The 23197-nt window shown below is 69.7% G+C and carries 17 protein-coding genes and 1 tRNA gene; 9 read left to right on the forward strand and 9 right to left on the reverse strand.

Annotated elements, in window-relative coordinates; genetic code table 11:
- The first annotated feature begins 4 nt into the window (after positions 1–4).
- Both EAT49_RS01810 and EAT49_RS21765 read left to right on the forward strand, forming a co-directional pair.
- Positions 5–799, forward strand: a complete 795-nt coding sequence (locus EAT49_RS01810; protein ID WP_246003722.1) for a DUF502 domain-containing protein — start codon at positions 5–7, stop codon at positions 797–799.
- A 333-nt stretch (positions 800–1132) separates the two neighbouring features.
- A complete protein-coding gene (locus tag EAT49_RS21765; protein ID WP_342773814.1) occupies positions 1133–1357 on the forward strand; it encodes a hypothetical protein in 225 nt (74 codons plus the stop codon).
- Between the two features lie 80 nt (positions 1358–1437).
- On the opposite strand, the gene EAT49_RS01820 is transcribed toward EAT49_RS21765, so the two are convergent.
- Both EAT49_RS01820 and EAT49_RS01825 read right to left on the reverse strand, forming a co-directional pair.
- Entirely contained in the window at positions 1438–2472 is a 1035-nt protein-coding gene (locus tag EAT49_RS01820; protein WP_123640564.1) for a patatin-like phospholipase family protein, read from the reverse strand.
- A gap of 1 nt (position 2473) precedes the next feature.
- Positions 2474–3247: a 3-hydroxybutyrate dehydrogenase gene (locus EAT49_RS01825; protein ID WP_123640565.1), complete on the reverse strand. Its 774-nt coding sequence runs from the start codon at positions 3245–3247 to the stop codon at positions 2474–2476.
- Between the two features lie 340 nt (positions 3248–3587).
- On the opposite strand from EAT49_RS01825, the gene EAT49_RS01830 reads away from it, so the two are divergent.
- From EAT49_RS01830 to EAT49_RS01840, 3 genes are all read left to right on the forward strand, one after another.
- The gene (locus tag EAT49_RS01830) at positions 3588–5408 is read left to right on the forward strand and encodes an extracellular solute-binding protein (protein WP_425459506.1); all 1821 of its coding nucleotides are present in this window, start codon (positions 3588–3590) and stop codon (positions 5406–5408) included.
- A gap of 174 nt (positions 5409–5582) precedes the next feature.
- Positions 5583–5816, forward strand: coding sequence for a hypothetical protein (locus tag EAT49_RS01835; protein ID WP_123640566.1), 234 nt, complete (start codon positions 5583–5585; stop codon positions 5814–5816).
- A 70-nt stretch (positions 5817–5886) separates the two neighbouring features.
- Positions 5887–6234, forward strand: coding sequence for a hypothetical protein (locus tag EAT49_RS01840; protein WP_123640567.1), 348 nt, complete (start codon positions 5887–5889; stop codon positions 6232–6234).
- A gap of 195 nt (positions 6235–6429) precedes the next feature.
- Here EAT49_RS01840 and EAT49_RS01845 read toward each other — a convergent pair whose 3' ends face one another.
- Together EAT49_RS01845 and EAT49_RS01850 are read right to left on the reverse strand one after the other, a co-directional pair.
- The gene (locus EAT49_RS01845) at positions 6430–8817 is read right to left on the reverse strand and encodes an ATP-dependent helicase (RefSeq protein WP_123640568.1); all 2388 of its coding nucleotides are present in this window, start codon (positions 8815–8817) and stop codon (positions 6430–6432) included.
- 94 nt (positions 8818–8911) lie between these two features.
- The gene (locus EAT49_RS01850) at positions 8912–9325 is read right to left on the reverse strand and encodes a hypothetical protein (RefSeq protein ID WP_185020609.1); all 414 of its coding nucleotides are present in this window, start codon (positions 9323–9325) and stop codon (positions 8912–8914) included.
- A gap of 155 nt (positions 9326–9480) precedes the next feature.
- Here EAT49_RS01850 and EAT49_RS01855 point away from each other — a divergent pair, with 155 nt between their 5' ends.
- The 3 genes from EAT49_RS01855 to EAT49_RS01865 all read left to right on the forward strand — a co-directional run bounded on the left by EAT49_RS01855 (position 9481) and on the right by EAT49_RS01865 (position 14742).
- The gene (locus EAT49_RS01855) at positions 9481–12921 is read left to right on the forward strand and encodes a pyruvate carboxylase (protein WP_123640569.1); all 3441 of its coding nucleotides are present in this window, start codon (positions 9481–9483) and stop codon (positions 12919–12921) included.
- Positions 12922–13337: 416 nt separating this feature from the next.
- Positions 13338–13412: transfer RNA gene (locus tag EAT49_RS01860), tRNA-Gly, on the forward strand.
- Positions 13413–13461: 49 nt separating this feature from the next.
- Positions 13462–14742 (forward strand): glycerate kinase type-2 family protein, encoded by a 1281-nt coding sequence (locus tag EAT49_RS01865; protein WP_246003723.1) that lies wholly within the window; start codon positions 13462–13464, stop codon positions 14740–14742.
- Between the two features lie 121 nt (positions 14743–14863).
- Here EAT49_RS01865 and EAT49_RS01870 read toward each other — a convergent pair whose 3' ends face one another.
- Complete coding sequence (locus tag EAT49_RS01870) at positions 14864–15754, reverse strand: NAD(P)-dependent oxidoreductase (RefSeq protein ID WP_123640571.1); 891 nt, start codon at positions 15752–15754, stop codon at positions 14864–14866.
- Positions 15755–15872: 118 nt separating this feature from the next.
- Here EAT49_RS01870 and EAT49_RS01875 point away from each other — a divergent pair, with 118 nt between their 5' ends.
- Positions 15873–18344, forward strand: coding sequence for a penicillin acylase family protein (locus EAT49_RS01875; RefSeq protein WP_123640572.1), 2472 nt, complete (start codon positions 15873–15875; stop codon positions 18342–18344).
- 24 nt (positions 18345–18368) lie between these two features.
- On the opposite strand, the gene EAT49_RS01880 is transcribed toward EAT49_RS01875, so the two are convergent.
- The 4 genes from EAT49_RS01880 to hfq form a co-directional block, all read right to left on the reverse strand.
- The gene (locus tag EAT49_RS01880) at positions 18369–21101 is read right to left on the reverse strand and encodes a cation-transporting P-type ATPase (protein WP_281274703.1); all 2733 of its coding nucleotides are present in this window, start codon (positions 21099–21101) and stop codon (positions 18369–18371) included.
- A 109-nt stretch (positions 21102–21210) separates the two neighbouring features.
- The gene (locus EAT49_RS01885; protein ID WP_123640574.1) at positions 21211–21612 is read right to left on the reverse strand and encodes a DUF2177 family protein; all 402 of its coding nucleotides are present in this window, start codon (positions 21610–21612) and stop codon (positions 21211–21213) included.
- Between the two features lie 43 nt (positions 21613–21655).
- On the reverse strand, positions 21656–22966 hold the full coding sequence (gene hflX, locus EAT49_RS01890; RefSeq protein WP_246003724.1) for a GTPase HflX: 1311 nt from the start codon (positions 22964–22966) through the stop codon (positions 21656–21658).
- A complete protein-coding gene (gene hfq, locus EAT49_RS01895; protein ID WP_123640575.1) occupies positions 22963–23196 on the reverse strand; it encodes an RNA chaperone Hfq in 234 nt (77 codons plus the stop codon). The genes hflX and hfq overlap by 4 nt, the downstream gene beginning before the upstream one ends.
- Between the last annotated feature and the right edge of the window lies 1 nt (position 23197).

The following is a 23197-nucleotide window of genomic DNA, read 5'->3' on the forward strand; positions in this document are numbered from 1 at the left end:
GGCCTTGACCACGCCCTCCCCCGAACTCCCCCAGGGCCGCACGCGCCTGCGCCTGTTCGCGCGTGTCCTGGCGGGTCTGCGCAACTCGTTCCTGACGGGCATCGTGGTGATCGCGCCCGTGGGTCTCACGGTCTGGCTGATCTGGACCGTGGTGGGCTGGGTCGACGGCTTCGTCTGGCCCTTCATCCCCGAGCCCTACCTGCCGAACAACCTCCTGAACCGGATTCTCGGGCTCGAGGGCGAGGACCGGATCGAGGTCAATGTCCGCGGTCTCGGCGTGGTGGTCTTTCTCGTCTTCACCGTGCTCGTGGGCTGGGTCGCCAAGGGCATCATCGGCCGCAGCTTCATCGCCGTGGGCGAGAACCTCGTGGGCCGCCTTCCGGTGGTCCGCTCGGTCTACAACGGGGTGAAGCAGATCGCCGAAACGATCTTCGCCCAGACCGAAACCAGCTTCGAGAAGGCCTGCCTTGTCGAGTATCCGCGCAAGGGCATCTGGGCCGTGGGCTTCATCTCCACGCAGACCCGCGGAGAGGTCCGCGAAAAGGGACACGGCGCGGACATGCTGTCGGTCTTCGTGCCCACGACGCCGAACCCGACCTCGGGCTTCCTGCTGTTCTTCCCCAAGGAGGACGTGATCGAGCTCGACATGACGATCGAGGACGCCGCCAAGCTGGTGATCTCCGCCGGTCTCGTCCATCCCGGCGAAAAGGACACCATGCCCGAGGTGCTCGAACACGAGGCCGAGCGTCTCGCCCACAAGGCCCGTGAGGCCCACCGGCGCGAGAACGAGGACGCCTGAGCCCGACGACCGCCGCGGGCCTTGCCGGGTTCCTGACCGGCCTGTCGCTCATCGTCGCCTTCGGGCCGCAGAACGCCGTCCTGCTGCGCCGGGGGAGGACCGGCGCCCATGACTGGCAGCTCTGCCTCTTCTGCACGCTCTTTGACGCGCTGCTGAGCGCCGCGGGGGTGGCCGGCTTCGGCGCGCTGGCCGCGGCCCTGCCCGTCCGCGATCCTCACCTCGGCGGCGCGGCGCTTCTTGCGGCCCACGGTGTCCTGCGGCTGAGCGCGGCGCACCGCGGGCACTACGCAAGCGGCGCTGTCCTCGCTCAATCCCCATGTCTATCTCTACACGATGGGGCTGATCGGCACCCTCGCCACGGCCCTCGCAACCGGCGCAGAACGCACCGCCTTCGGCGCCGGCGCGGCCCTGGCCCCGGCGCTCTTCTTCGTCGGTACAGGCCACGGCGCGCGGCTCCTCGCGCCGGTCATGACCTCCCCCCGCGCCAGGGGGCTCCGCGACGCCGGGATCGGCGTCACCATGCCGGCCCTCGCCGCCGGCCTCGTGCTCGCGCTCTGACCTGCCGCGGCACGCCCCTTCCTCATCTGGCCGGAAATACTCCCTTCGGGCGCCCGGTCCGCACCCGGCGCGCCGCCGCTTCAGCCGAACATCGCCTGAAGATCGACCGTTCCCCGCGCCCCGATGTCATCCCAGTGGGTCTCGAGGAACGCCGCCGCCCCCGCGCGCCCCGCCGCCTTGAGGCGGGCGAGCACCACCGGGTTCGGCACGATCTTCGTCGCCACGCTGAGCCGGTTCATCAGCCCGTCGTCGGCAATCATGTGCACCAGAACGTCCTTCATCGCGCCTTCGGGCATCCGCCCTCCCGCGATCAGCCGCTTCACGAAATTGATCGCGCGCAGGTCGCGCAGCAGCGAGGAGTTGAAGCTGATCTCGTTGATCCGGTTCTGGATCGCCTGCGGGTCCCGCGGCAGCGCCTCGCGGTAGAGCGGGTTGATGTTCACCACCAGCAGGTCGTCGGGCAGATGCGGCGCGTAGAGCGGAAAGAGCGCGGGATTGCCGGTGTAACCGCCGTCCCAGTAGGCCTCGCCGTCGATCTCCACCGCCTGGAACAGGGTGGGCAGGCAGGCCGAGGCGAGAATCGCGGGCGTCGAGATTTCCGCTCCCGTGAAGACCCGAACCTTGCCCGAGCGCACGTTGGTGGCGCAGACATGCAGCTCCGGCCCCCCCGCGCCGCAGACGGCGTCGTAGTCGAACCGCTCCACGATCCGCTCCAGCGGATTGCGCACGAGTGGCCCGTAGGCATAGGGCGACATCATCCGCATGATCCCGTCGGCCACCTGCCAGCCGGGGCTGTATTCCAGCGCCTTGGCCATGGCCGGCGCCGAAGGTCCCAGGGCGGCGAGCCAGTCCGAGAGGGCGGGATCGTTCACTGCGCCCACCTGGCTCCAGAGCCAGTCCAGCTCGGCCTTCGCGCCCTCGCGGCCGCCGTGAATCATGCCGGCCTTGAGCGCCGCGGCGTTCAGCGCCCCGGCCGAGGTGCCGGATATCGCCGCGATCTCCAGCCGCTCCTCTTCCAGAAGCCGGTCGAGCACGCCCCAGGTAAAGGCGCCGTGGGCGCCTCCGCCCTGAAGCGCGAGGTTGATCCGCTTGGTCCCGGTGCCCGCGTCCTTCATGTCACTTCGCGGTCCAGCCGCCGTCCATGGACAGCGTCGTGCCGGTGATCTGCGCGGCATGGTCCGAACACAGGAACACCGCGGTGCCGCCCAGCTGCTCGAGCGTGGCGAAGTCCTTCGACGGCTGCCGCTCGAGGATCACCTGCCGGATCGCCTGCTCCCGGTCGAGCCCGTACTGCGCCATCGTGTCGGGGATCTGCGCCTCCACCAGCGGCGTCAGCACGTATCCGGGGCAGAGCGCGTTGCAGGTGATCGGCTCCTCCGCCGTCTCGAGCGCGGTCACCTTGGTGAGCCCCACCACGCCATGCTTGGCCGCCACATAGGCCGATTTGTAGGGCGAGGCCCGGAGCCCGTGCGCCGAGGAGACGTTGATGATCCGCCCCCAGCCCGCCGCGCGCATCATCGGCAGGGCCACGGCGGTGGTATGGAACACCGAGCTCAGCATGATCGCGAGGATCGCGTCCCATTTCTCCACCGGAAACTCGGGGATCGGCGCCACCTGCTGGATGCCTGCGTTGTTCACGAGGATGTCGCAGGCGCCCGCCTCCTCGATCAGCCCGCGCGCCTCGGCGCCCTTCGAGAGATCTGCGCGGATGTAGCGGACGGCGACGCCGAACTCCGCCCCCAGCTCGCGGGCGAGGGCGTGATCCTCGTCGCGGTCGGTATACGAGTTCAGCACCACGTCGGCCCCCGCCCCGGCCAGGGCCCGTGCGATCCCGAGGCCGATCCCCGAATTCGATCCGGTGATGACGGCGGTCTTTCCCTTGAGGTTCATGTCGCGTGTCCTTTGGTCCCCGTTTCCCGCGCAGCATAGATGCTGCGTCCGCGAAATGAAGGGCCGAACGCCCGGCGCGACGCGCCCGCGCCCGACGCGGCACCGGCCGGGCCGTGATGCGTCCAACATAACCTCGCCGCCCGCCCGACCAAAAAAAACGCCCGCACAAGGCGGGCGTTAAGTTATTGAGGCAGGTTTCATACAGGCAAGAAACCTATCGAGCAGTACCGCCTGTATAAGCAATCCGGCGCCCGAGGCCAAGCTAAAAGTTTGATAAGGCGGGCGGACACCCTTAGGCTCCCGACAAAACAGCCAGAGCAGCAGGGGGAGACCCGAGCCGATGACCATGAAACCGATCCCGCGCCTTGCCGGCGCCGCCACCCTCGCGCTCGCCACCTTGCTCGGCGCCCAGGCCGTGGCGGAGCCCGCCCACGGCATAGCTATGTACGGCGAGCCCGCCCTCCCCCCAGATTTTGAGGCCATGCCCTATGTGAACCCGGATGCCCCCGTCGGCGGCCGCATCGTGGAGGCCAATGTGGGCACCTTCGATTCGCTCAATCCCTACATCCGCAAGGGAAACGTGCCCTGGCAGATCCGCTTTCACCTCAACGAGACCCTGATGGCACGCTCGCTCGACGAGCCCTTCACGCTCTACGGGCTTCTCGCGGAAACCGTCGAGACCGGCCCGAATCGCGAATGGGTGGAGTTCACCCTCCGCCCCGAGGCGCGATTCTCCGACGGCGACCCGGTGACGGTCGAGGACGTGATCTGGTCCTTCGAGACCCTGGGCACCGAGGGCAATCCCCGCTACGCCTCGCTCTGGACCGCGATCGAGCGCATCGAGCAGACCGGGCCCCGCGCCGTCCGCATCACCTTCAACACCGACAACCGCGAGCTTGCGCTGATCGCAGGCATGCGCCCGATCCTGAAGAAGGCCCAGTGGGAGGGGATCGACTTCGCCGAGGAAGGCGACAGCCTCGTGCCAATCGGCTCCGCGCCCTACGTGATCGGCGACTACGAACTCGGCCGCTACGTGTCCTTCCGGCGGGACCCGGACTACTGGGGCTGGGGCATCGTGCCGTTCCGCGCCGGTACCTACAACATCGACGAATACCGGCTCGAATTCTTCGGCGACGAGACCGCCGCCTTCGAGGCCTTCAAGGCCGGCATCGTCACCACCCAGCGCGAGTTCAACGTGGGCCGCTGGGACAGCCAGTACGACTTCCCCGCCGTCCAGCAGGGCGAGATCGTCAAGTCGATCATCCCCCATGCCCGCCCCTCCGGCATGACCGGCTTCGTGATGAACACGCGCAATCCGCTCTTCGCCGACTGGCGGGTGCGCGACGCGATGATCCATGCCTTCAACTTCGAGTTCATCAACGAGACCATGACCGGCGGCGCCCAGCCCCGCATCACCTCCTACTTCTCGAACTCTCCCCTCGGGATGGAGCCCGGCACCCCCGCCACGGGCCGCGTGCTCGAATTCCTCGAGGCGTACGACGACCTGCCCCCGGGCGCGATCGAGGGCTATGCCCTGCCGGTGGGCGACGGCAGCGAGCGCAACCGCGCCAACATCGCCGCCGCCCTCGACCTCTTCGAGGCCGCCGGCTGGACCGTCGAGAACGGCGTGCTCAGGAATGCCGAGGGCGAGGATTTCACCTTCGAGATCCTGCTCGAGACCGGCAGCTCCGAGAACCAGGCGATCATCGACATGTATGTCCAGACCCTGGCGCGGGTGGGGATCTTTCCCACGGTCCAGCTCGTCGACAGCGCCCAGTACAAGGAACGCACCGACGCCTACGACTTCGACATGACATGGTTCCGCCGCGCCCTCTCGCTCAGCCCGGGCACGGAACAGTACCTCTACTGGGGCTCCGCCCAGGCCCAGGTCCCCGGCGGGCGCAACCTGATGGGCGTGGAAAGCGCCGCCGTCGACGGTCTCGTCGACCGGCTGCTGACCTCCGCCGAGACCGAGGACTTCTACGCCGCCGCGAAGGCGCTGGACCGGGTGCTCACGGCGGGCCGCTACGTGATCCCGATCTACCAGTGGAACATCAGCCGCATCGCCCATGACGCGAACCTGCACTACCCAGAGACCATCCCCCTCTTCGGCGACTGGACGAACTGGCAGCCCGACGTGTGGTGGTACGAGGAAGGCTGATCCGGAATAATCGAAGGGGCGGCCCGTCACGGGCCGTCCTTGGTCTGCCCAGGAGATTTCTGCCGTATCCATTCGCATACCGCGCTTGATCGACGGCCCGCTTTTGCTAGGCTGCTTCACGCTGCGGCACCCAAGCCCGCAGGTTCTCTCTTCAGCAGAGGAGGCGAGGAGAGCATGCCCTGGGAACAGGTAACGGAAATCTGGCACTCCGTGGCGGAGGAACTCGCCCAGGAGTTTCGCCATCTCGACGCCGCCGCCCTGCGCCGGTTCCGCGGCGATCGCGAAAAGCTGGTGACCTATCTCGCCGATGCCCACGAGCTCACCCGCTGCGAGGCCGCCGAGACCCTCGACGACTGGCTCGCCGTCTTCCGCCGCCGCCTCGGCCGGACAGTGATGGTGCGCGCCTGACGCGGCGAGGACCGGAACCCCGACGCGCCGGCCTCCGTTCCATCCCGACACGCACCCACGGGAGGGACGAATGGACTGGACCACCATAGAAAGACGCTGGACCGCCCATGTGCCGCGGGCCCTGACCCGCTGGCCGCAACTCGACGAGGCGGATCTTCTGGCCACCGACGGCGACCGCGCCGAGGTGAACCGGCTCCTGCAGAACACGCTGGGGCTCGACGAACTCGGCGCCGATGCCGAGATCGCGGACTGGATTTCAGGCCTCGAGCCCGCCGACGCGGTGATGGACGAAACCCGCGACGACGAGCGCATCGACGACAGCGCCCGCAGCCTGCCCGACGGCGAGGAGCCGCTCCACGCCGACGACGCCTTCGGCGACGGTCGGATTCCCGATCGCCCCATCGGCCGCACCGACTGACCGCGCGCCGCGCCCGTCTGCCCGGCCGCCACCGGCCCGGACCTCGTCCTCCATTTTTCTGGCCCGAAATATCCCGGGGGGACCGCCGAAAGCCCCCGGCTTTCGGTGGTGGGGGGCAGCGCCCCCCTCCCGCCCGGGCCCCGCCACAGGCGGGGGCCGGGCTCAGGGCAGCGCGCCGCAGGCGCACCGCAAGCTTCAGAAGGGCACGTCGTCCGCCTGCGCCGCGGGCACCACGAAGCGGCCCACCACGTTCTTCGTGCCCGCCTTCTCGAAGGATATCTCGAGCTTGTCGCCCTCGATCCCGGTCACGCGCCCGTAGCCGAACTTCTGGTGAAACACCCGGTCTCCCTCGCTGAAGGCCGAGACCGCCTCGAGATTGATCGTCATGGCCCGCGCCTCCCGCGGCTGGGACATGCCGCGCTCCTGGCTGCGCGTCTGCAGCCGCCGCCAGCCCGGCGAGTTGTAGACATCGGCCCGGCTCGCCTTATGGTGCAGCTCGGACCCCGCCATCCCCTGCAGCACCGGAGAAGCCGCCGCCATCCCCGCCGCCCCGTAGCCGCCGCCGTAAAGGCCGGGCGGCGTCAGCACCTCCACATGGGCCTCGGGCAGCTCGTCGATGAACCGGGACGGCAGCGCCGATTGCCACTGGCCGTAGACCCGGCGGTTCGCGGCAAAGGAGATCGTGCACAGCTCCTCGGCGCGGGTGATCCCCACATAGGCCAGCCGCCGCTCCTCCTCGAGGCCCTTGAGACCGCTCTCGTCCATGGACCGCTGGGACGGAAACAGCCCGTCCTCCCAGCCCGGCAGGAACACGGCGGGAAACTCGAGGCCCTTGGCGGCATGGAGCGTCATGATCGACACCTTCGCGCCCTCGGCCTCGCTGCCGTTGTCCATGATCAGCGCGACATGCTCGAGAAACCCCTGAAGGTTCTCGAATTCCTCCAGCGCCTTCACCAGTTCCTGGAGGTTCTCGAGCCGGCCCGGCGCCTCGGGCGTCTTGTCGTTCTGCCAATGGGACGTGTAGCCGCTCTCGTCGAGGATCATCTCGGCAAGCTCCACATGGGTGTCCGCCTCGTCGAGGACCTGCCCGTGCCAGCGCCCGATCTGTTTCACCAGCAGCGCCAGCGCGGCGCCCCCCTTGCCCTTCACCAGCCCGTCCTCCGCGCAGAGCCGCGCGCCCTCCACAAGGCTCACGCCATTGGCGCGCGCGGTGGTCTGGATCGTCTGGATCGCCTTGTCGCCGAGGCCCCTCTTGGGCGTGTTCACCACCCGTTCGAAGGCGAGATCGTCCTCGGGGCTGACCGCGAGGCGGAAATAGGCCATCGCGTCGCGGATCTCCATTCGCTCGTAGAACCGCGGGCCGCCGATCACGCGATAGGGCAGACCGATGGTCAGGAAGCGGTCCTCGAAGGCGCGCATCTGGTGGGAGGCCCGCACGAGAATCGCCATGTCGTCGAGCGACATGGGCGCCATGCCCCGGGTGCCGCCCTGCATCGCCTCGATCTCCTCCCCGACCCAGCGCGCCTCTTCCTCGCCGTCCCAATGCCCGATCAGGCGGACCTTCTCGCCCTCCTCCCCCGCGGTCCAGAGCGTCTTGCCAAGCCGCCCCTTGTTGGCCGCGATCACGCCCGACGCGGCGGCAAGGATATGACCCGTCGAGCGGTAGTTCTGTTCGAGCCGCACCACCGTGGCGCCCGGAAAATCCTTCTCGAAGCGCAGGATGTTGCCCACCTCGGCGCCGCGCCAGCCATAGATCGACTGGTCGTCGTCGCCCACGCAGCAGATGTTGTGCGCCTTGCCCGCCAGCAGCCGCAGCCACAGGTACTGCGCCACGTTCGTGTCCTGGTATTCGTCCACGAGGATGTAGCGGAACCGGGCCTGATACTGCGCCAGCACGTCCTCGCGGGTCTGGAAGATCGTGACCATGTGCAGGAGCAGATCGCCGAAATCGACGGCGTTCAGCTCCCGCAGCCGCGCCTGGTATTCGGCATAGAGGGCGACCGCCTTGTGATCGAAGGCCCCCGCCTCGGCGGCAGGCACCTTGTCCGGCGTCCAGGCGCGGTTCTTCCAGCCGTCGATGATCCCGGACAGCATCCGTGGCGGCCAGCGCTTCTCGTCGATGTTGGCAGCCACGATCAGCTGCTTGTGCAGGCGCAGCTGGTCGTCCGTGTCGAGGATGGTGAAGTTCGATTTCAGCCCGGCCAGTTCCGCGTGCCGGCGCAGCAGCTTCACGCAGATCGCGTGGAACGTGCCCAGCCAGGGCATCCCCTCCACCGTCTCGCCCAGCATCCGGCCGATGCGCGTCTTCATCTCGCGCGCGGCCTTGTTGGTGAAGGTCACGGCCAGCACCTGGTCGGGCCGCGCCCGGCCCTGCGCCAGCAGGTGCACGATGCGGCTCGTCAGCGCCTTGGTCTTGCCCGTGCCCGCGCCGGCCAGCATCAGCACGGGGCCGTCGAGCGCCTCCACCGCCTGCCGCTGCGCGGGGTTGAGATCGTCGAGATAGGGCGCCGGCCGCGCGGCCATCGCGCGCGCGGAGAGCGAGACGGCGCCTTCGAAGGCGTCTTCTTCGGAATGACTGCTCATGGGACGCGATCCTAGCGCAGATCGCCCCGCGCGCAAAGGGTCCGTTCACGATCCGTTCCGGCAATTCCCCGGATCGCGCGCCCTGCCCCAGCCGTCAGTTCAGCGCCGCCAGCTCGTCGGGGCCCAGGAAATGCTCCTTCCGCAGCCTGAAGGGCCAGGCCATCTGCATCCGGATCAGGAAGTCGCGGTCGATCGTCAGATAGGTGATCCCCGCCGCCCGCGCCGCGACGCGCACCCGGTATTCCTCGTGATCCTCGATCCCGTTGGTGTCGATGATGACCACGGCGGGCAGCTTGCCCGTCAGTTCCGCCGCAAAGAGCGCCTGACTGACGCTGTCATAGGAGGACGTCCGGGCATCGAGGCCCACCTCGTAGACATGGCTCTCGGTCTCGCAATCGACGCGGATATGGCTCCGATCATCGGCCAGCGTGAAGTCGTGCCGCACCTCCACCTCGCCGCCCAGCACGAAGGCGCAGAGCGCCGCGGTCAGTTCCGTCTCGAAAACCATGCCCTTTACATGGATCCCGGACCCGCGTCCGGCAAGCGAAGCGGGGTCCGCGTCGTTAACATTCGTTAACGGCGCGGCCTTCCTGTCACGCCCAGTTTACGTTCCCCCGGCTTGCCCCTACAAATTTCTGCGAGTGCGAACGTCAGGAGCCCGTCATGGCCGATTTCCGGAAGATCCTCATAGCCAACCGCGGCGAAATCGCCATCCGGGTCATGAGGGCGGCCAACGAGCTGGGCAAGCGGACGGTCGCGGTCTACGCCGAGGAGGACAAGCTCTCGCTCCACCGCTTCAAGGCGGACGAGGCCTATCGGATCGGCGCGGGCCTCGGCCCGGTCCAGGCCTATCTGTCGATCGAGGAGATCATCCGCGTCGCCCGCGACTGCGGCGCCGACGCGATCCACCCGGGCTATGGCCTCCTGTCGGAAAACCCCGCCTTCGTCGATGCCTGCGACGCCGCCGGAATCACCTTCATCGGCCCCCGCGCCGAGACCATGCGCGCCCTCGGCGACAAGGCCAGCGCGCGCCGCGTGGCCATCGAGGCGGGCGTGCCGGTCATCCCCGCCTCCGAGGTGCTGGACGAGGACATGGAGAAGACCCGCGCGGCCGCCGAGGAGATCGGCTACCCGATGATGCTCAAGGCCTCCTGGGGCGGCGGCGGGCGCGGGATGCGCCCGATCCTGAAGCCCGAGGAGCTCGAGGAGAAGGTCCGCGAAGGCCGCCGCGAGGCCGAAGCCGCCTTCGGCAACGGCGAGGGCTATCTCGAGCGGATGATCACCCGCGCCCGCCATGTCGAGGTGCAGATCCTCGGCGACAAGGACGGCAACATCTACCACCTCTGGGAACGCGACTGCTCTGTGCAGCGCCGCAACCAGAAGGTCGTGGAACGTGCCCCCGCGCCCTATCTCTCGGACGCGCAGCGCGAGCAGCTCTGCAACCTCGGCAAGAAGATCTGCGCCCATGTGAACTACGAATGCGCGGGCACCGTCGAATTCCTGATGGACATGGAGACGGGCGAGTTCTTCTTCATCGAGGTGAACCCCCGCGTGCAGGTCGAACACACCGTGACCGAGGAGGTCACCGGCATCGACATCGTCCGCGCCCAGATCCTGATCGCCGAGGGCAAGAGCCTGATGGAGGCCACGGGCTGCGCCAGCCAGTACGATGTCAGCCTCGAGGGCCATGCGATCCAGTGCCGGATCACCACCGAGGATCCGATGAACAACTTCATCCCCGACTATGGCCGGATCACCGCCTACCGCGGCGCCACCGGCATGGGCATCCGCCTCGACGGCGGCACGGCCTATTCGGGCGCGGTCATCACCCGCTACTACGATTCGCTCCTGGAAAAGGTCACCGCCTGGGCGCCCACGCCCGAGGCCGCCATCGCCCGCATGGACCGCGCCTTGCGCGAATTCCGCATCCGCGGCGTGTCGACCAACCTCGATTTCGTCATCAACCTGCTGAAACACCCCACCTTCCTGAACAACGAATACTCGACGAAGTTCATCGACACGACGACCGAGCTCTTCGAGTTCAAGCCGCGCCGGGACCGCGCGACCAAGATCCTGACCTACATCGCCGACATCACTGTCAACGGCCATCCCGAGACCGAGGGTCGCCAGCGCCCCCGCGCCGACGCGCGCGAGCCGGTCCCGCCCGCGGCGCTCACGGACACGCCCCCCGAGGGCACCCGCCAGATCCTCGACCGCGAGGGGCCCGAGGGCGTGGCGCGCTGGATGAAGGCGCAGAAGAAGCTCCTGATCACCGACACCACCATGCGCGACGGCCACCAGTCGCTGCTCGCGACCCGGATGCGCTCCATCGACATGGTCCGCGTGGCGCCCGCCTATGCCGCGAACATGGCGGGGCTCTTCTCGGTCGAATGCTGGGGCGGTGCCACCTTCGACGTGGCCTACCGCTTCCTGCAGGAATGCCCCTGGCAGCGCCTGCGCGACATCCGCGCCAAGATGCCCAACATCCTGACGCAGATGCTCCTGCGCGCCTCCAACGGCGTCGGCTACACCAACTATCCCGACAACGTGGTGCAGTTCTTCGTTAAGACCGCCGCCGACAGCGGCGTCGACGTCTTCCGCGTCTTCGACAGCCTCAACTGGGTGGAGAACATGCGCGTCGCGATGGACGCGGTGATCGAGAGCGGCAAGATCTGCGAAGGCTCGATCTGCTACACCGGCGACATCTTCGACCCGGACCGGGCGAAATACGACCTGAAATACTACGTCGCCATGGCAAAGGACCTCGAGGCCGCAGGCGCCCATGTGCTGGGTCTGAAGGACATGGCCGGCCTCCTGAAACCCGCCCAGGCCACGGCGCTGATCTCGGCGCTGAAGGATGCGGTGGACCTGCCGATCCACTTCCACACCCATGACACCTCGGGTGCGGCCATCGCCACGATCATGGCCGCCCAGGCGGCCGGGGTGGACTGCGTCGACAGCGCCATGGACGCGCTTTCCGGCAACACCTCCCAGCCCACCCTCGGCTCGGTGGTCGAGGCGCTGCGGTTCCAGGAGCGCGACACCGGCCTCGACATCGCCGCGATCCGCGCGATCTCCAACTACTGGGAGGCCGTGCGCGCCCACTACGCGGCCTTCGAATCGTCCATGCAGGCCCCCGCCTCCGAGGTCTATCTGCACGAGATGCCCGGCGGGCAGTTCACCAACCTCAAGGCCCAGGCCCGCAGCCTCGGGCTCGAGGAGAAATGGCACGAGGTCGCCCAGGCCTATGCCGACGTGAACATGATGTTCGGCGACATCGTGAAGGTGACGCCCTCGTCCAAGGTCGTGGGCGACATGGCGCTGATGATGGTCTCCCAGGGCCTCAGCCGGGCGGATGTGGAGAATCCCGACAAGGACGTCTCCTTCCCCGACAGCGTGGTCGAGATGCTCAAGGGCGGGCTCGGACAGCCCCCCGGCGGCTGGCCCGAGGCGATCCGGAAGAAGGCCCTGAAGGGCGAGCAGCCCTTCACGGACCGCCCCGGCGAACACCTCCCCCCCGCCGATCTCGAGGCCACCCGCGCCACGGTCTCCGAGGCCCTGGGTCATGATGCCGACGACGAGGATCTGGCGGCATATCTCATGTATCCCAAGGTCTTCACCGACTACGCCCGCCGCCACGAGACCTACGGCCCCGTGCGCACCCTGCCCACCTCCACCTTCTTCTACGGCATGGAGCCCGGTGCCGAGATCTCGGTGGAGATCGACCCCGGCAAGACGCTGGAGATCCGCCTCTCCGCCCTCGGCGAGACCAACGAGGAGGGCGAGGTCCGCGTGTTCTTCGAACTCAACGGCCAGCCCCGCACGATCCGCGTCCCCGACCGAAAGGTCGCGGGCGAGACGGTCAGGCGCCCCAAGGCCGAGCAGGGCAACCCCGCCCATGTGGGCGCGCCCATGCCGGGCGTGGTGGCCTCGGTCGGGGTGCAGGCCGGCGCGAAGGTCAAGGAGGGGGACCTTCTGCTGACCATCGAGGCGATGAAGATGGAGACGGGCCTTCATGCCGAACGGGCGGCCACGGTGAAGGCGGTCCACGTCACCCCGGGCGCCCAGATCGACGCGAAGGACCTCCTCGTCGAATACGACTAGGGCGGCGCAGGCGGTTTCGCCGGGCCTGCGGCCCGGCGATCCGCCGGAGGGGCGCTGCCCCTCCGGACCTCCCCGGAGTATTTCCGGCCAGATGAGGAGGGGGCCACGGCCCTGTCCTCCCGGGCGGCGCGCCATGGCCGGGCGCCGGCCCAATGACCGCGCCCCCCGTCGCAGGACGGCCGCGCGCGGCAGCCCTCCCCGGAACCCCGTCCTGGGTTTTTCTGGCTGGAAGTATCCCGGGGGTGAATGGCGAAAGCCCCGCTTTCGCCAGAGGGGGCAGCGCCCCCTCGGATCGCCGCGCGGCACGCGCGGCGAAACCCCGCGAGGACGGAACACCGGTCTGACGTGCGAGAATCGCGGATTTTCCCCTTGCGGCCCCCCGCGGTTCTTTATAAATCCCCGCTCACCGAACGGATGCGGGTGTAGCTCAGGGGTAGAGCATTACCTTGCCAAGGTAAGGGTCGTGAGTTCGAATCTCATCACCCGCTCCATCGGTCCTCCCCAATTGATGTTCCACTGGCACCCCGACCCGGGGCGTGCATGACTGCCGCCATGCCCGATGCCCGCGACCGCGCCCTTCTGACCCGCCTCTTCGACGCCGCCGTCCGCGCCGCCGATCCCGCCCGCGCCATGGCCGACGTCCTGCCGCCCCGCCCCCGCGGGCGCACCGTGGTGGTCGGCGCGGGCAAGGGCGCGGCGGAAATGGCGCGCGCGCTCGAGGCGCTGTGGGACGCGCCGCTCTCGGGCGTCGTGGTCACCCGCCACGGACAGGCCGTCCCCACCGCCCGCATCCGCGTCCTCGAGGCGGCCCATCCCCTGCCCGACGCGGCGGGGCTCGCCGCCGGCGCGGCGCTTCTCGAGGCGGTCCGGGGCCTGACGCCCGACGATCTTCTGATCGCCCTCGTCTCGGGCGGCGGCTCCGCGCTCCTGCCCGCGCCGCCCCCGGGGCTGACGCTTAAGGACGAGATCGCGCTCACCCGGGCGCTCCTTGCCTCGGGCGCGCCGATCTCGGCGATGAACGCGATCCGCAAGCAGGTGAGCGGTATCAAGGGCGGCCGCCTCGCCGCCGCAGCCCATCCCGCGCGGGTGGTCAGCCTCGTGGTGTCGGACGTGCCCGGCGACGATCCCGCCGAGGTCGCCTCGGGCCCCACCGTGCCCTGTGCGCGGGACCGCGCGGCGGCGCTCGCCGCCGCGGACGCATGGCGCATTGCCCTGCCCGAGCCCATCCGCGCCTATCTCGCCGCCGCCCCCGAGGATGCCCCCCACCCGGCGGACCCCGCCTTCGCCCGGGACGAGGTCCATGTCGTCGCCTCCGCCCGCCAGTCCCTCGAGGCGGCGCAGGCGACGGCGGAGCGGGAGGGCTGGCGCGCGGTGATCCTGTCCGACGCGATCGAGGGCGAGGCGCGCGAGGCCGGCCGGGTGCTTGCCGCCATTACCCGCGAGATCGCCGCCCGCGACCGGCCTTTCGCGCGCCCGGTGATCCTGCTGTCTGGAGGCGAGACCACGGTGACCCTGGGCGAGGCCGCGGGACGGGGCGGGCGGAACACCGAGTTCCTGCTGTCGCTGGCCTTGGCCCTTGAGGGCGTGGAGGGCGTCGCGGCGCTGGCGGCGGACACGGACGGGATCGACGGCTCGGAACTCAATGCCGGCGCCTTCGCGGACGGCACGACCGGCGCCCGGCTGCGCCGTCTCGGAGCGGACCCCGCGCGCCTTCTTGCCCGGCACGATGCCTGGACGGCCTTCGACCTGCTCGGAGACCTCTTCTCCCCGGGTCCCACAGGCACCAACGTCAACGATTTCCGTGCGATCCTGCTGCGCTGAGCCCGCGGTCGCGCTGCCTTGTGTCACGCGAGAAACGACCGTGAGAGCGATGCCTCCGGGACCCCCGCCGGAAGGGCGGGAAGGCCTCTACCCCGTTCGTCCGGGCTACGATGCCCGGGCCTCAGTCCCTGCCCCCGAGTCCGTCGATACCCCTGAGCCGGGCGAAGAGCGAGGAGGTGTCCCAGCGCCCGCCGCCCATCTTCTGCACGTCCTTGTAGAACTGGTCCACGAGCGCGGTGACCGGCAGGCTCGCGCCGTTCTCCTCGGCGGCGGCAAGGCAGATGGCGAGATCCTTGCGCATCCAGTTCACCGCGAAGCCATGGTCGAACTGACCGTCCAGCATGGTGCCGTGCCGGTTCGCCATCTGCCAGGACCCCGCTGCGCCACCCGCGATCACCTCCACCACCGCGCGCCCGTCGAGCCCCGCCTTCTCGGCGAAATGCAGCCCCTCCGACAGGCCCTGAAGCAGCCCCGCGATGCAGATCTGGTTGACCATCTTCGTGAGCTGACCCGCGCCCGAGGGCCCCATCAGCCGGCAGGCCTTGGCATAGACCGCGATCACGGGCTCGACCCGGGCGAAATCGGCCTCCGCACCGCCGCACATGACGACAAGCTGCCCGTTCTCCGCCCCCGCCTGCCCGCCCGAGACCGGCGCGTCCACATAGCCGATGCCGCGCGCCGCCGCTGCCTCGGCCAGCTCGCGCGTCACCTGCGCCGAGACGGTCGTGTGATCGACGAAGAGCGCGCCCTCCGCCATGCCCGCGAATGCGCCGTCCTCGCCGAGGCAGACGCTGCGCAGGTCGTCGTCGTTGCCGACGCAGGCCAGCACGATCTCCGCGCCCTCGGCCGCCTCGCGCGGCGAGTCCGCCGCGCGATGGCCATGGGCCGCGACCCAGGCCTCGGCCTTCGCCGCCGTGCGGTTGTAGACGCAGAGCTGATGCCCCGCCCCGGCGAGATGCCGCGCCATCGGAGCCCCCATCACGCCCAGTCCCAGATACGCGCATGCAGCCATTCTCTTGTCCCTTTCCGCCTGACGGCCTAAAGCCGGGCGCAACCCTAGCCACAGCCGGCGCGCGGTCAACGCCGCCCCGCCGCAACCGCGATGACCAGCCCCTGAAAGCCCGCCCGACATGAGCCTCCTGTTCCGCTGGCTTCTGCGCATCGCCACCGGTCTCGTGGCGCTGACCGTGGCCATGCTGGTGCTGGCCTGGTGGTTCGCCGCGCGCTCGCTGCCCGACTATGAGGCGACCTACGAGACCGCGGGTCTCTCCGCCCCCGTGGAGATCGTGCGCGACAACGCCAACGTGCCCCACATCTTCGGCGAGACCGATGCCGACGTCTTCTATGCGCTCGGATTCGCCCATGCGCAGGACCGCATGTGGCAGATGCTGATGCTGCGCCGCACCGCCCAGGGCCGGCTGAGCGAGCTCTTCGGCCCGCGCACGCTCGAGACCGACGAGCTGATGCGCCGGCTCGATCTCTACGGGACGGCGGTGGCCTCGGTGCCCGACCAGTCGCCCGCGGCACGCGCGGCGCTCGACGCCTATGCCGCAGGCGTCAATGCCTGGCTCGGCGAGGTGAACGAGGGCGCGCGGGGCCGCGGCGCGCCCGAGATGTGGCTCTTCAACCATGCCGTCTCGCCCTGGGCGGCCGCCGACAGCATCGCCATCGTCAAGCTGATGGCGCTGGAGATGCAGAACCAGATCGGCCGCGAGGTGCTGCGCGCCCGGGTGTCGCTGATGCTGGACGACGGGCGCGTCTCCGACATCCTGCCCGACGCGCCGGGCCCCGGCGTCGCCGCCCTGCCCCGCTACCGCGCCCTGGCCCCCGGCGCGCCGCGCTACGCCGCCTCCACCCCCGCGCCGAAGGACGGCTTCTGGCCCGTGGCCGCGCCGCCCCTTGCGGGCGCGTCCAATGCCTGGGCCGCGGCCCCCGCCCGCGCGGCGGCGGGCTCGACCCTGCTGGCGAACGATCCGCACCTCGGCCTCACCGCGCCCTCCATCTTCTATCTCGCGCGACTCGAGCTGAGCTCGGGCGGCGTGATCGGGGCCACGATCCCCGGCGTGCCGCTGATCCTCGCCGGGCGCTCGGCAGAGATCGGCTGGGGCATCACCTCGGCCTATCTCGACGATGCCGACGTCTATATCGAGGAGGTCGATTCCGCCGACGCCACGCGCTACCGCACGCCGGACGGCTGGGCGCCGTTCGAGGCCCGCGACAGCATCGTCGGCGTGCGCGGGCAAAGCCCGGTGACCCTGCAGCTGCGCTGGACCGAGAACGGCCCGGTCCTGCCGCCCGACATGTTCGACCTCGGCACGATCCGCCCGCCAGGCCATGTCACCTCCGTCGCCTGGACGGCGCTCGATCCCGACGACACCTCGGTGACGGCCGCCTACGACCTGATGCGCGCCACCAGCGTGGAAGAGGCGATCGAGGCCTCGGAACGCTTCGTCGCCCCGGCGATGATGCTGACCCTCGCGGACCGCAACCGCGTGGCATTGCGCCTGATCGGTGCGATGCCGGAACGCCACCCCGATCACCAGTCCCGGGGTCGGCTGCCCTCGCCCGGCTGGCGACAGGAAAACCGCTGGCAGGGGATGTTCCCCGCCAGCGCCAATCCCGAATGGGTCGATCCGCCCGGCGGGCTCGTCGGCCATACCAACAACAAGATCCTCGATGCCCCATTCCCGCGCCACGTCAGCTTCGACTGGGGCGACACGCAGCGCGTGAACCGCTGGCAGCGGCTGATGCAGACCCGCGAGGTGCACACCCGCGAGAGCTTCATGGAGGCGCAGCTCGACACGGTCAGCTTCACCGCCCGCTCGCTCCTGCCGCTGATCGGCGCGGACCTGTGGTTCACCGGCGAGGCGGCGCCCGAAGGCACGCCCGAACGCCGCCGCCAGATGGCGCTGGCGCTGCTGGCCGAATGGAACGGCGAGATGAACGAGCACCTGCCCGAGCCGCTCCTCTACGCCGCCTGGGTCCGCTTCCTGCAGCAGCGCCTTATCCGCGACGAACTCGGCCCCCTCGCCGAGGAATTCACCCATGTGGAGCCGCTCTTCATCGAGCGCGTGTTCCGCGACGTGGACGGGGCGTCGCGCTGGTGCAACGTGATCCAGTCGGCCGTCGAGGAGACCTGCCTCGAGATGTCGCGCCTCGCCCTCGACGACGCCCTGGTCTGGGTCGAGGAGACCTACGGCTCCAGCCTCGAGACCCTGCGCTGGGGCGACGCCCACGAGGCGACGCACGATCACCCGGTGCTGGGCGAGGTGCCGCTCCTGCGCTGGTTCGTGAACATCCGCCAGTCCACCTCGGGCGGCGATCACACGCTCCAGCGCGGCCGCACCCTCGGCACCGGGCCGCATCCGTTCCTCAACGTCCACGCCGCTGCCTATCGCGGCGTCTACGACTTCGCCGATCCCGACAGTTCCGTCTTCGTCATCGCGACCGGCCAGTCGGGCCACCCGCTGTCGCGCCACTACGACGATCTCGGCGGGCTCTGGCGGCGCGGCGAATACATCCCGATGTCCCTCGACCCGGCCCTCGCCCGGGGCGGCGCGACGGGCATCACGACGCTCCGGCCCGAGCCCGCTTCGCGCTGACAGGGCCGCCGCGCGACCGCCCGCTCAGCGGAGGGCCGGGCGCCGGCGGGTGATGCGCTTGTCCACCTCCAGCACGAGAAGCAGGACCGGCCCGACCGCGAGCACCGCGAGCCCCTCCCCGAGGGTCAGGGGCCGGGTGTCGAAGAAGGTGGCCATGAACGGCGCATAGGTGAAGGCGAACTGCAGCGCCGTCACCACCGAGATGGCCACCAGCACCGGCTTCGTCCCCAGCACGGCCCGGACGGAGAGCGACGTGGTGTTCAGGAACCGCACCGAGAAGAGATAGAAGATCTCCATCACCACCAGCGTGTTGACCGCGACCGTGCGCGCCTCCTCCAGGGTGGCGCCGCGCGCCTGCGCGAGGGAGAACATCCCGAAGATGCCGGCGCAGAACAGCAGCGACACGAAGACGACGCGCCACAGGACGAACCGCGACAGGATCGGCTCGTCCGCCGGGCGCGGCGGGCGGCGCATGATGTCGGGCTCCGCGCTCTCGAAGGCGAGAGCCATGGCCAGAACCACCGAGCTGACCATGTTCACCCAGAGGATCTGGACCGGCGTGATCGGCAGCGTGAGCCCCAGAAGCAGCGCCACGATCAGCGCCAGCGACTCGCCGCCGTTGACCGGAAGCAGAAAGACGATGGCCTTCTTGAGGTTGTCGTAGACGGTCCGGCCCGCCCTGACGGCCGCCGCGATCGTCGCGAAATTGTCGTCGGCCAGAACGATCTCGGCCGCCTCCTTCGCCGCATCCGTGCCCATGCGGCCCATCGCGATGCCGATGTCGGCGCGCTTGAGGGCCGGCGCGTCGTTGACCCCGTCCCCCGTCATGGCGACCGCCTCGCCCCCCGCCTGCAGCGCCTCAACGAGCCGCAGCTTGTGCTCGGGCGAGGTCCGGGCAAAGACATCCGTCCGCGCGACCTCGGCGCGCAGCTCCTCGGGCGACAGCGCGTCGATCTCGGCGCCGGTCAGAACCCTGTCCGCCTGTTCGAGGCCGAGCTGGCGGGCGATGGCGCGGGCCGTTCCGGCGTGATCGCCGGTGATCATCTTCACCGCGATACCCGCCGTCCGGCACTCGGCTACCGCCGCGATGGCCTCCTCGCGGGGCGGGTCGATCAGACCCACGAGCCCCAGAAGCGTCAGACCGCCCTCCACGTCCTCGAACCGGAGCCCGCGCACGTCCGCGGGCATCGGCCGGGTGGCGATGGCGATGACCCGCTGGCCCCGCTCCGCGATCTCGAGAGCCCGCTGGTGCCACCGGTCGAGGTCGAGCGGGCCGGTGCCGTCCGCATCCCGGCGCTCGGTGGCGCACATCGACAGGATGCGCTCCGGCGCGCCCTTCACATGGACCGCCGCGCGGCCCTCGTGATCGTGGTGCAGCGTGGCCATGAAGCGGTGCGCCGCGTCGAACGGGATCGCGTCGGTCTGCGGGTTTGCCGCGCGCAGCGCCGCGGGATCGAGTCCCGCCTTGCAGGCGAAGGTGACGAGGGCGCCCTCCATCGGATCGCCGGAGACCGTCCATGCGCCGCCGGCCTCGGCCAGCTCGGCATCGTTGCAGAGCGCCGCCCCCGCGGCGAGCTCGCCGAGCAGCGGATGCTCCTGCGGCGTCACCTCGCGGCCGTCCTGCACGATGCCGCCATGGGGCGCGTATCCGGCGCCCTCCACGCCGTAGCCGCACCCCGCCGTGGCCACGGAGGCCACCGTCATCTCGTTCTTCGTCAGGGTGCCGGTCTTGTCCGAGCAGATCACCGAGACCGAGCCGAGCGCCTCGATCGCCGGGAGCCGCCGGACGATCGCGTTTCGCGCCGCCATCCCCTGCACGCCGATCGCGAGCGTGACCGTGAGGATCGCGGGAAGGCCTTCGGGTATGGCCGCGACCGCGAGGCCCACGACCGCCATGAACACCTCCCGAAACGGCATGTCCGCGGCGAAGACGCCGAAGGCGAGGATCGCCGCGGCCACGAGGAGGATCGCCAGGGTGACGGTGCGGGCAAAGACGTTCATCTGCCGCAGAAGAGGTGTCGTCGTGGTCTCGACCGACTGGATCAGCCCGCTGATCCGGCCGATCTCCGTGGCGGGGCCCGTCGCCACGACGATCCCGCGCCCGCTGCCCGCGGCCACCAGCGCGCCGCTGAACCCCATCGACCGGCGGTCGCCGAGCGCCGCGTCCTCCCCGACCGGCTCCGTGGTCTTCTCCACGGCGACGGACTCGCCGGTCAGAACCGCCTCCTGGATGCGCAGGCCGTTGGCGAGGATGAACCGCAGATCGGCCGGTACCCGGTCGCCGGGCTCGAGGATCACGAGATCGCCCGGAACCAGCGCATCGGCGGGCACGCTGCGCCGCCGGCCGTCGCGGATCACCCGCGCCTCTGGCGCCAGCATTCCGCGGATCGCGGCAAGCGCCTCCTCGGCGCGCCCCTCCTGCACGAAGCCGATGATCGCGTTCACCAGCACCACGGCAAGAATCACGCCCGTGTCGACCGGATGCCCGAGGCCGGCGGTCACGACCGCCGCCGCGAGCAGAACGTAGATCAGCAGGTTGTTGAACTGGCGCAGGAACCGCACGACCGGACCGGACCGGGGCGGCTCCGGAAGCCGGTTCGGCCCTGCCGTCCCGAGCCGGTCCCGCGCCTCGGCCTCCGACAGCCCGTCCGGACCCGTCGAGAACGCCTCCAGGGTTTCCCCGGTCGTCCGGCTGTGCCACGGCCTCTCCGGGTCCTGTGCGGACCCGGACGTCCCGTCGCCTCCGCGTCGGACCAATGCGGGATCTGCTGCGGCCATGGCCCGAGTCTACCGCCGCCCCGCAGCCTTGGACATAGATCCCGACGCCTGCGCGGCTGCGGCATTTCCCCGCCGCGCCCGACCGGCGTCAGCTCAGGGCGCGGGCCGCGACCACGCCCAGCGTCGCCGCCGTCGCAGTCAGGATCGTCCCCCAGGTCACGTCCACCGCCACCATCTGCCAGTGCCACCGCGCCAGCGTGGCGTAGTTGGTGAATTCGTAGGTGCCGTAGGCGAACGCCCCGAGCAGGCCCGCATGAAGCGCCACCCACCCCAGCGAATGGCCGTCCCGCAGCGCGGGCCAGCTCACGAAATAGACCAGCACCCCGATGTAGAACAGGTAGAAGACGACCGCCGGCCCGAGCCGGAATCCCTCCACCAGCCAGTCGCCGATATGCCGCTCGAAGAGCGGGCGGAGCATGTTGGTCAGGGCCACGGCATCGAGGGCGAGAAACACGAACGCGGTGGCGAGATAGAGTACGATGATCGTCATGGGGTCCCCTTCATGGAGGAGACGCAGACCGAGGCAAATCGGTTCACTTTAATCGCGCGAACCGGGCACGCTGGCGCGCGGTCCAGTCCACCGTGAGCCTGTGGCCAGTCTCCGTGTCCGCCTCGTCGGTCACCACCCCCTGGTCGAAGAGCCAGGCCCGCTTGCGTCCCTCGGACCAGGCGAGGTCGATATCCTCGATGAGGCGCGGCTCCGTGACCGAGGCCGCCACCGCCTCCAGAAGCGGCCCCAGCCCTTCTCCGGTCAGGGCAGACGCCGCGAAGACATCCTCGGTGCGCGCCGCCATCGCCAGCCGCCGCTCCCGCGCCTCGCCGTCCAGAGCGTCGATCTTGTTCCAGACTTCGAACACCGGCGCCGCGTCGGTCATCCCGAGATCGGCAAGGATCGCGCGCACGTCCTCGGCCTGCTCCTCGGTGTTCTCATGGGCGACGTCGCGGACATGGAGCACGAGATCGGCCGCTGTAACTTCTTCCAGCGTTGCCCGGAATGCCGCCACCAGCTGCGTCGGCAGGTCCGAGATGAACCCCACCGTGTCCGACAGGATCACCTCGTCGCCCGTCGGCAGGCGCAACTTGCGCATCGTCGGGTCGAGCGTGGCGAAGAGCATGTCCTTCGCCATCACGTCCGCGCCGGTCAGCCGGTTGAAGAGCGTGGACTTTCCCGCGTTGGTATAGCCCACGAGGGCCACCACCGGATAGGGCGCCTTCTCCCGACTCTTGCGGTGCAGGGTCCGGGTGCGCACGACCTTCTCGAGCTGCCGCTTCAGCCGCCCGATCTGTTCGTCGATGGCGCGCCGGTCCGCCTCGATCTGGGTCTCGCCCGGGCCGCCCACGAACCCCAGCCCGCCGCGCTGGCGCTCGAGATGGGTCCAGGCGCGCACCAGCCGCGTGCGCTGGTAGCTCAACGCCGCCATCTCCACCTGCAGCACGCCCTCGCGCGTGGCGGCGCGATCCGAGAAGATCTCGAGAATCAGCCCGGTACGGTCCAGGATCTTGGTGTCCCATGCCTTTTCGAGGTTGCGTTGCTGCACCGGGGAGACCGGCCCGTCGATCAGCACCAGCCCGATCTCGTCGGCCTTCACCCGTCGGCCCAGCTCGTCCGCCTTGCCGGTCCCGAAGAGCTGGCCCGGATGCACGTCGCGGATCGGCACCACCTCGGCGCCCACGACCTCCAGTCCCGGAAGGGCGGCGGCCAGCGCCACCGCCTCCTCGAGCGCATGTCCCGCCGGCCGTCGCCGCGGGTCGGATTTGATCTCGGGATGCAGGACCAGCGCCCGGGTTGGCTTTTCCAGCCGGTCGCCCTTGTCCTCGGCCGCGTCCTCCGGGGGGGCGGTCAATCGTCGCCGTCGTAGAGATTGACGGGTTGGCTCGGCATGATCGTGGAGATCGCGCTCTTGTAGACCAGCTGCGACTGTCCGTCCCGGCGCAGGAGCACGCAGAACGAGTCGAACCAGGTGATCACACCCTGCAGCTTCACCCCGTTGATCAGGAAAATCGTGACCGGAACCTTCGTCTTGCGCACATGATTGAGAAACGCATCCTGCAGGTTCTGCTTGTCAGAGGCCATG

It is taken from the genome of Histidinibacterium lentulum, from assembly GCF_003789055.1.
Lineage (GTDB): Bacteria > Pseudomonadota > Alphaproteobacteria > Rhodobacterales > Rhodobacteraceae > Oceanicola > Oceanicola lentulus.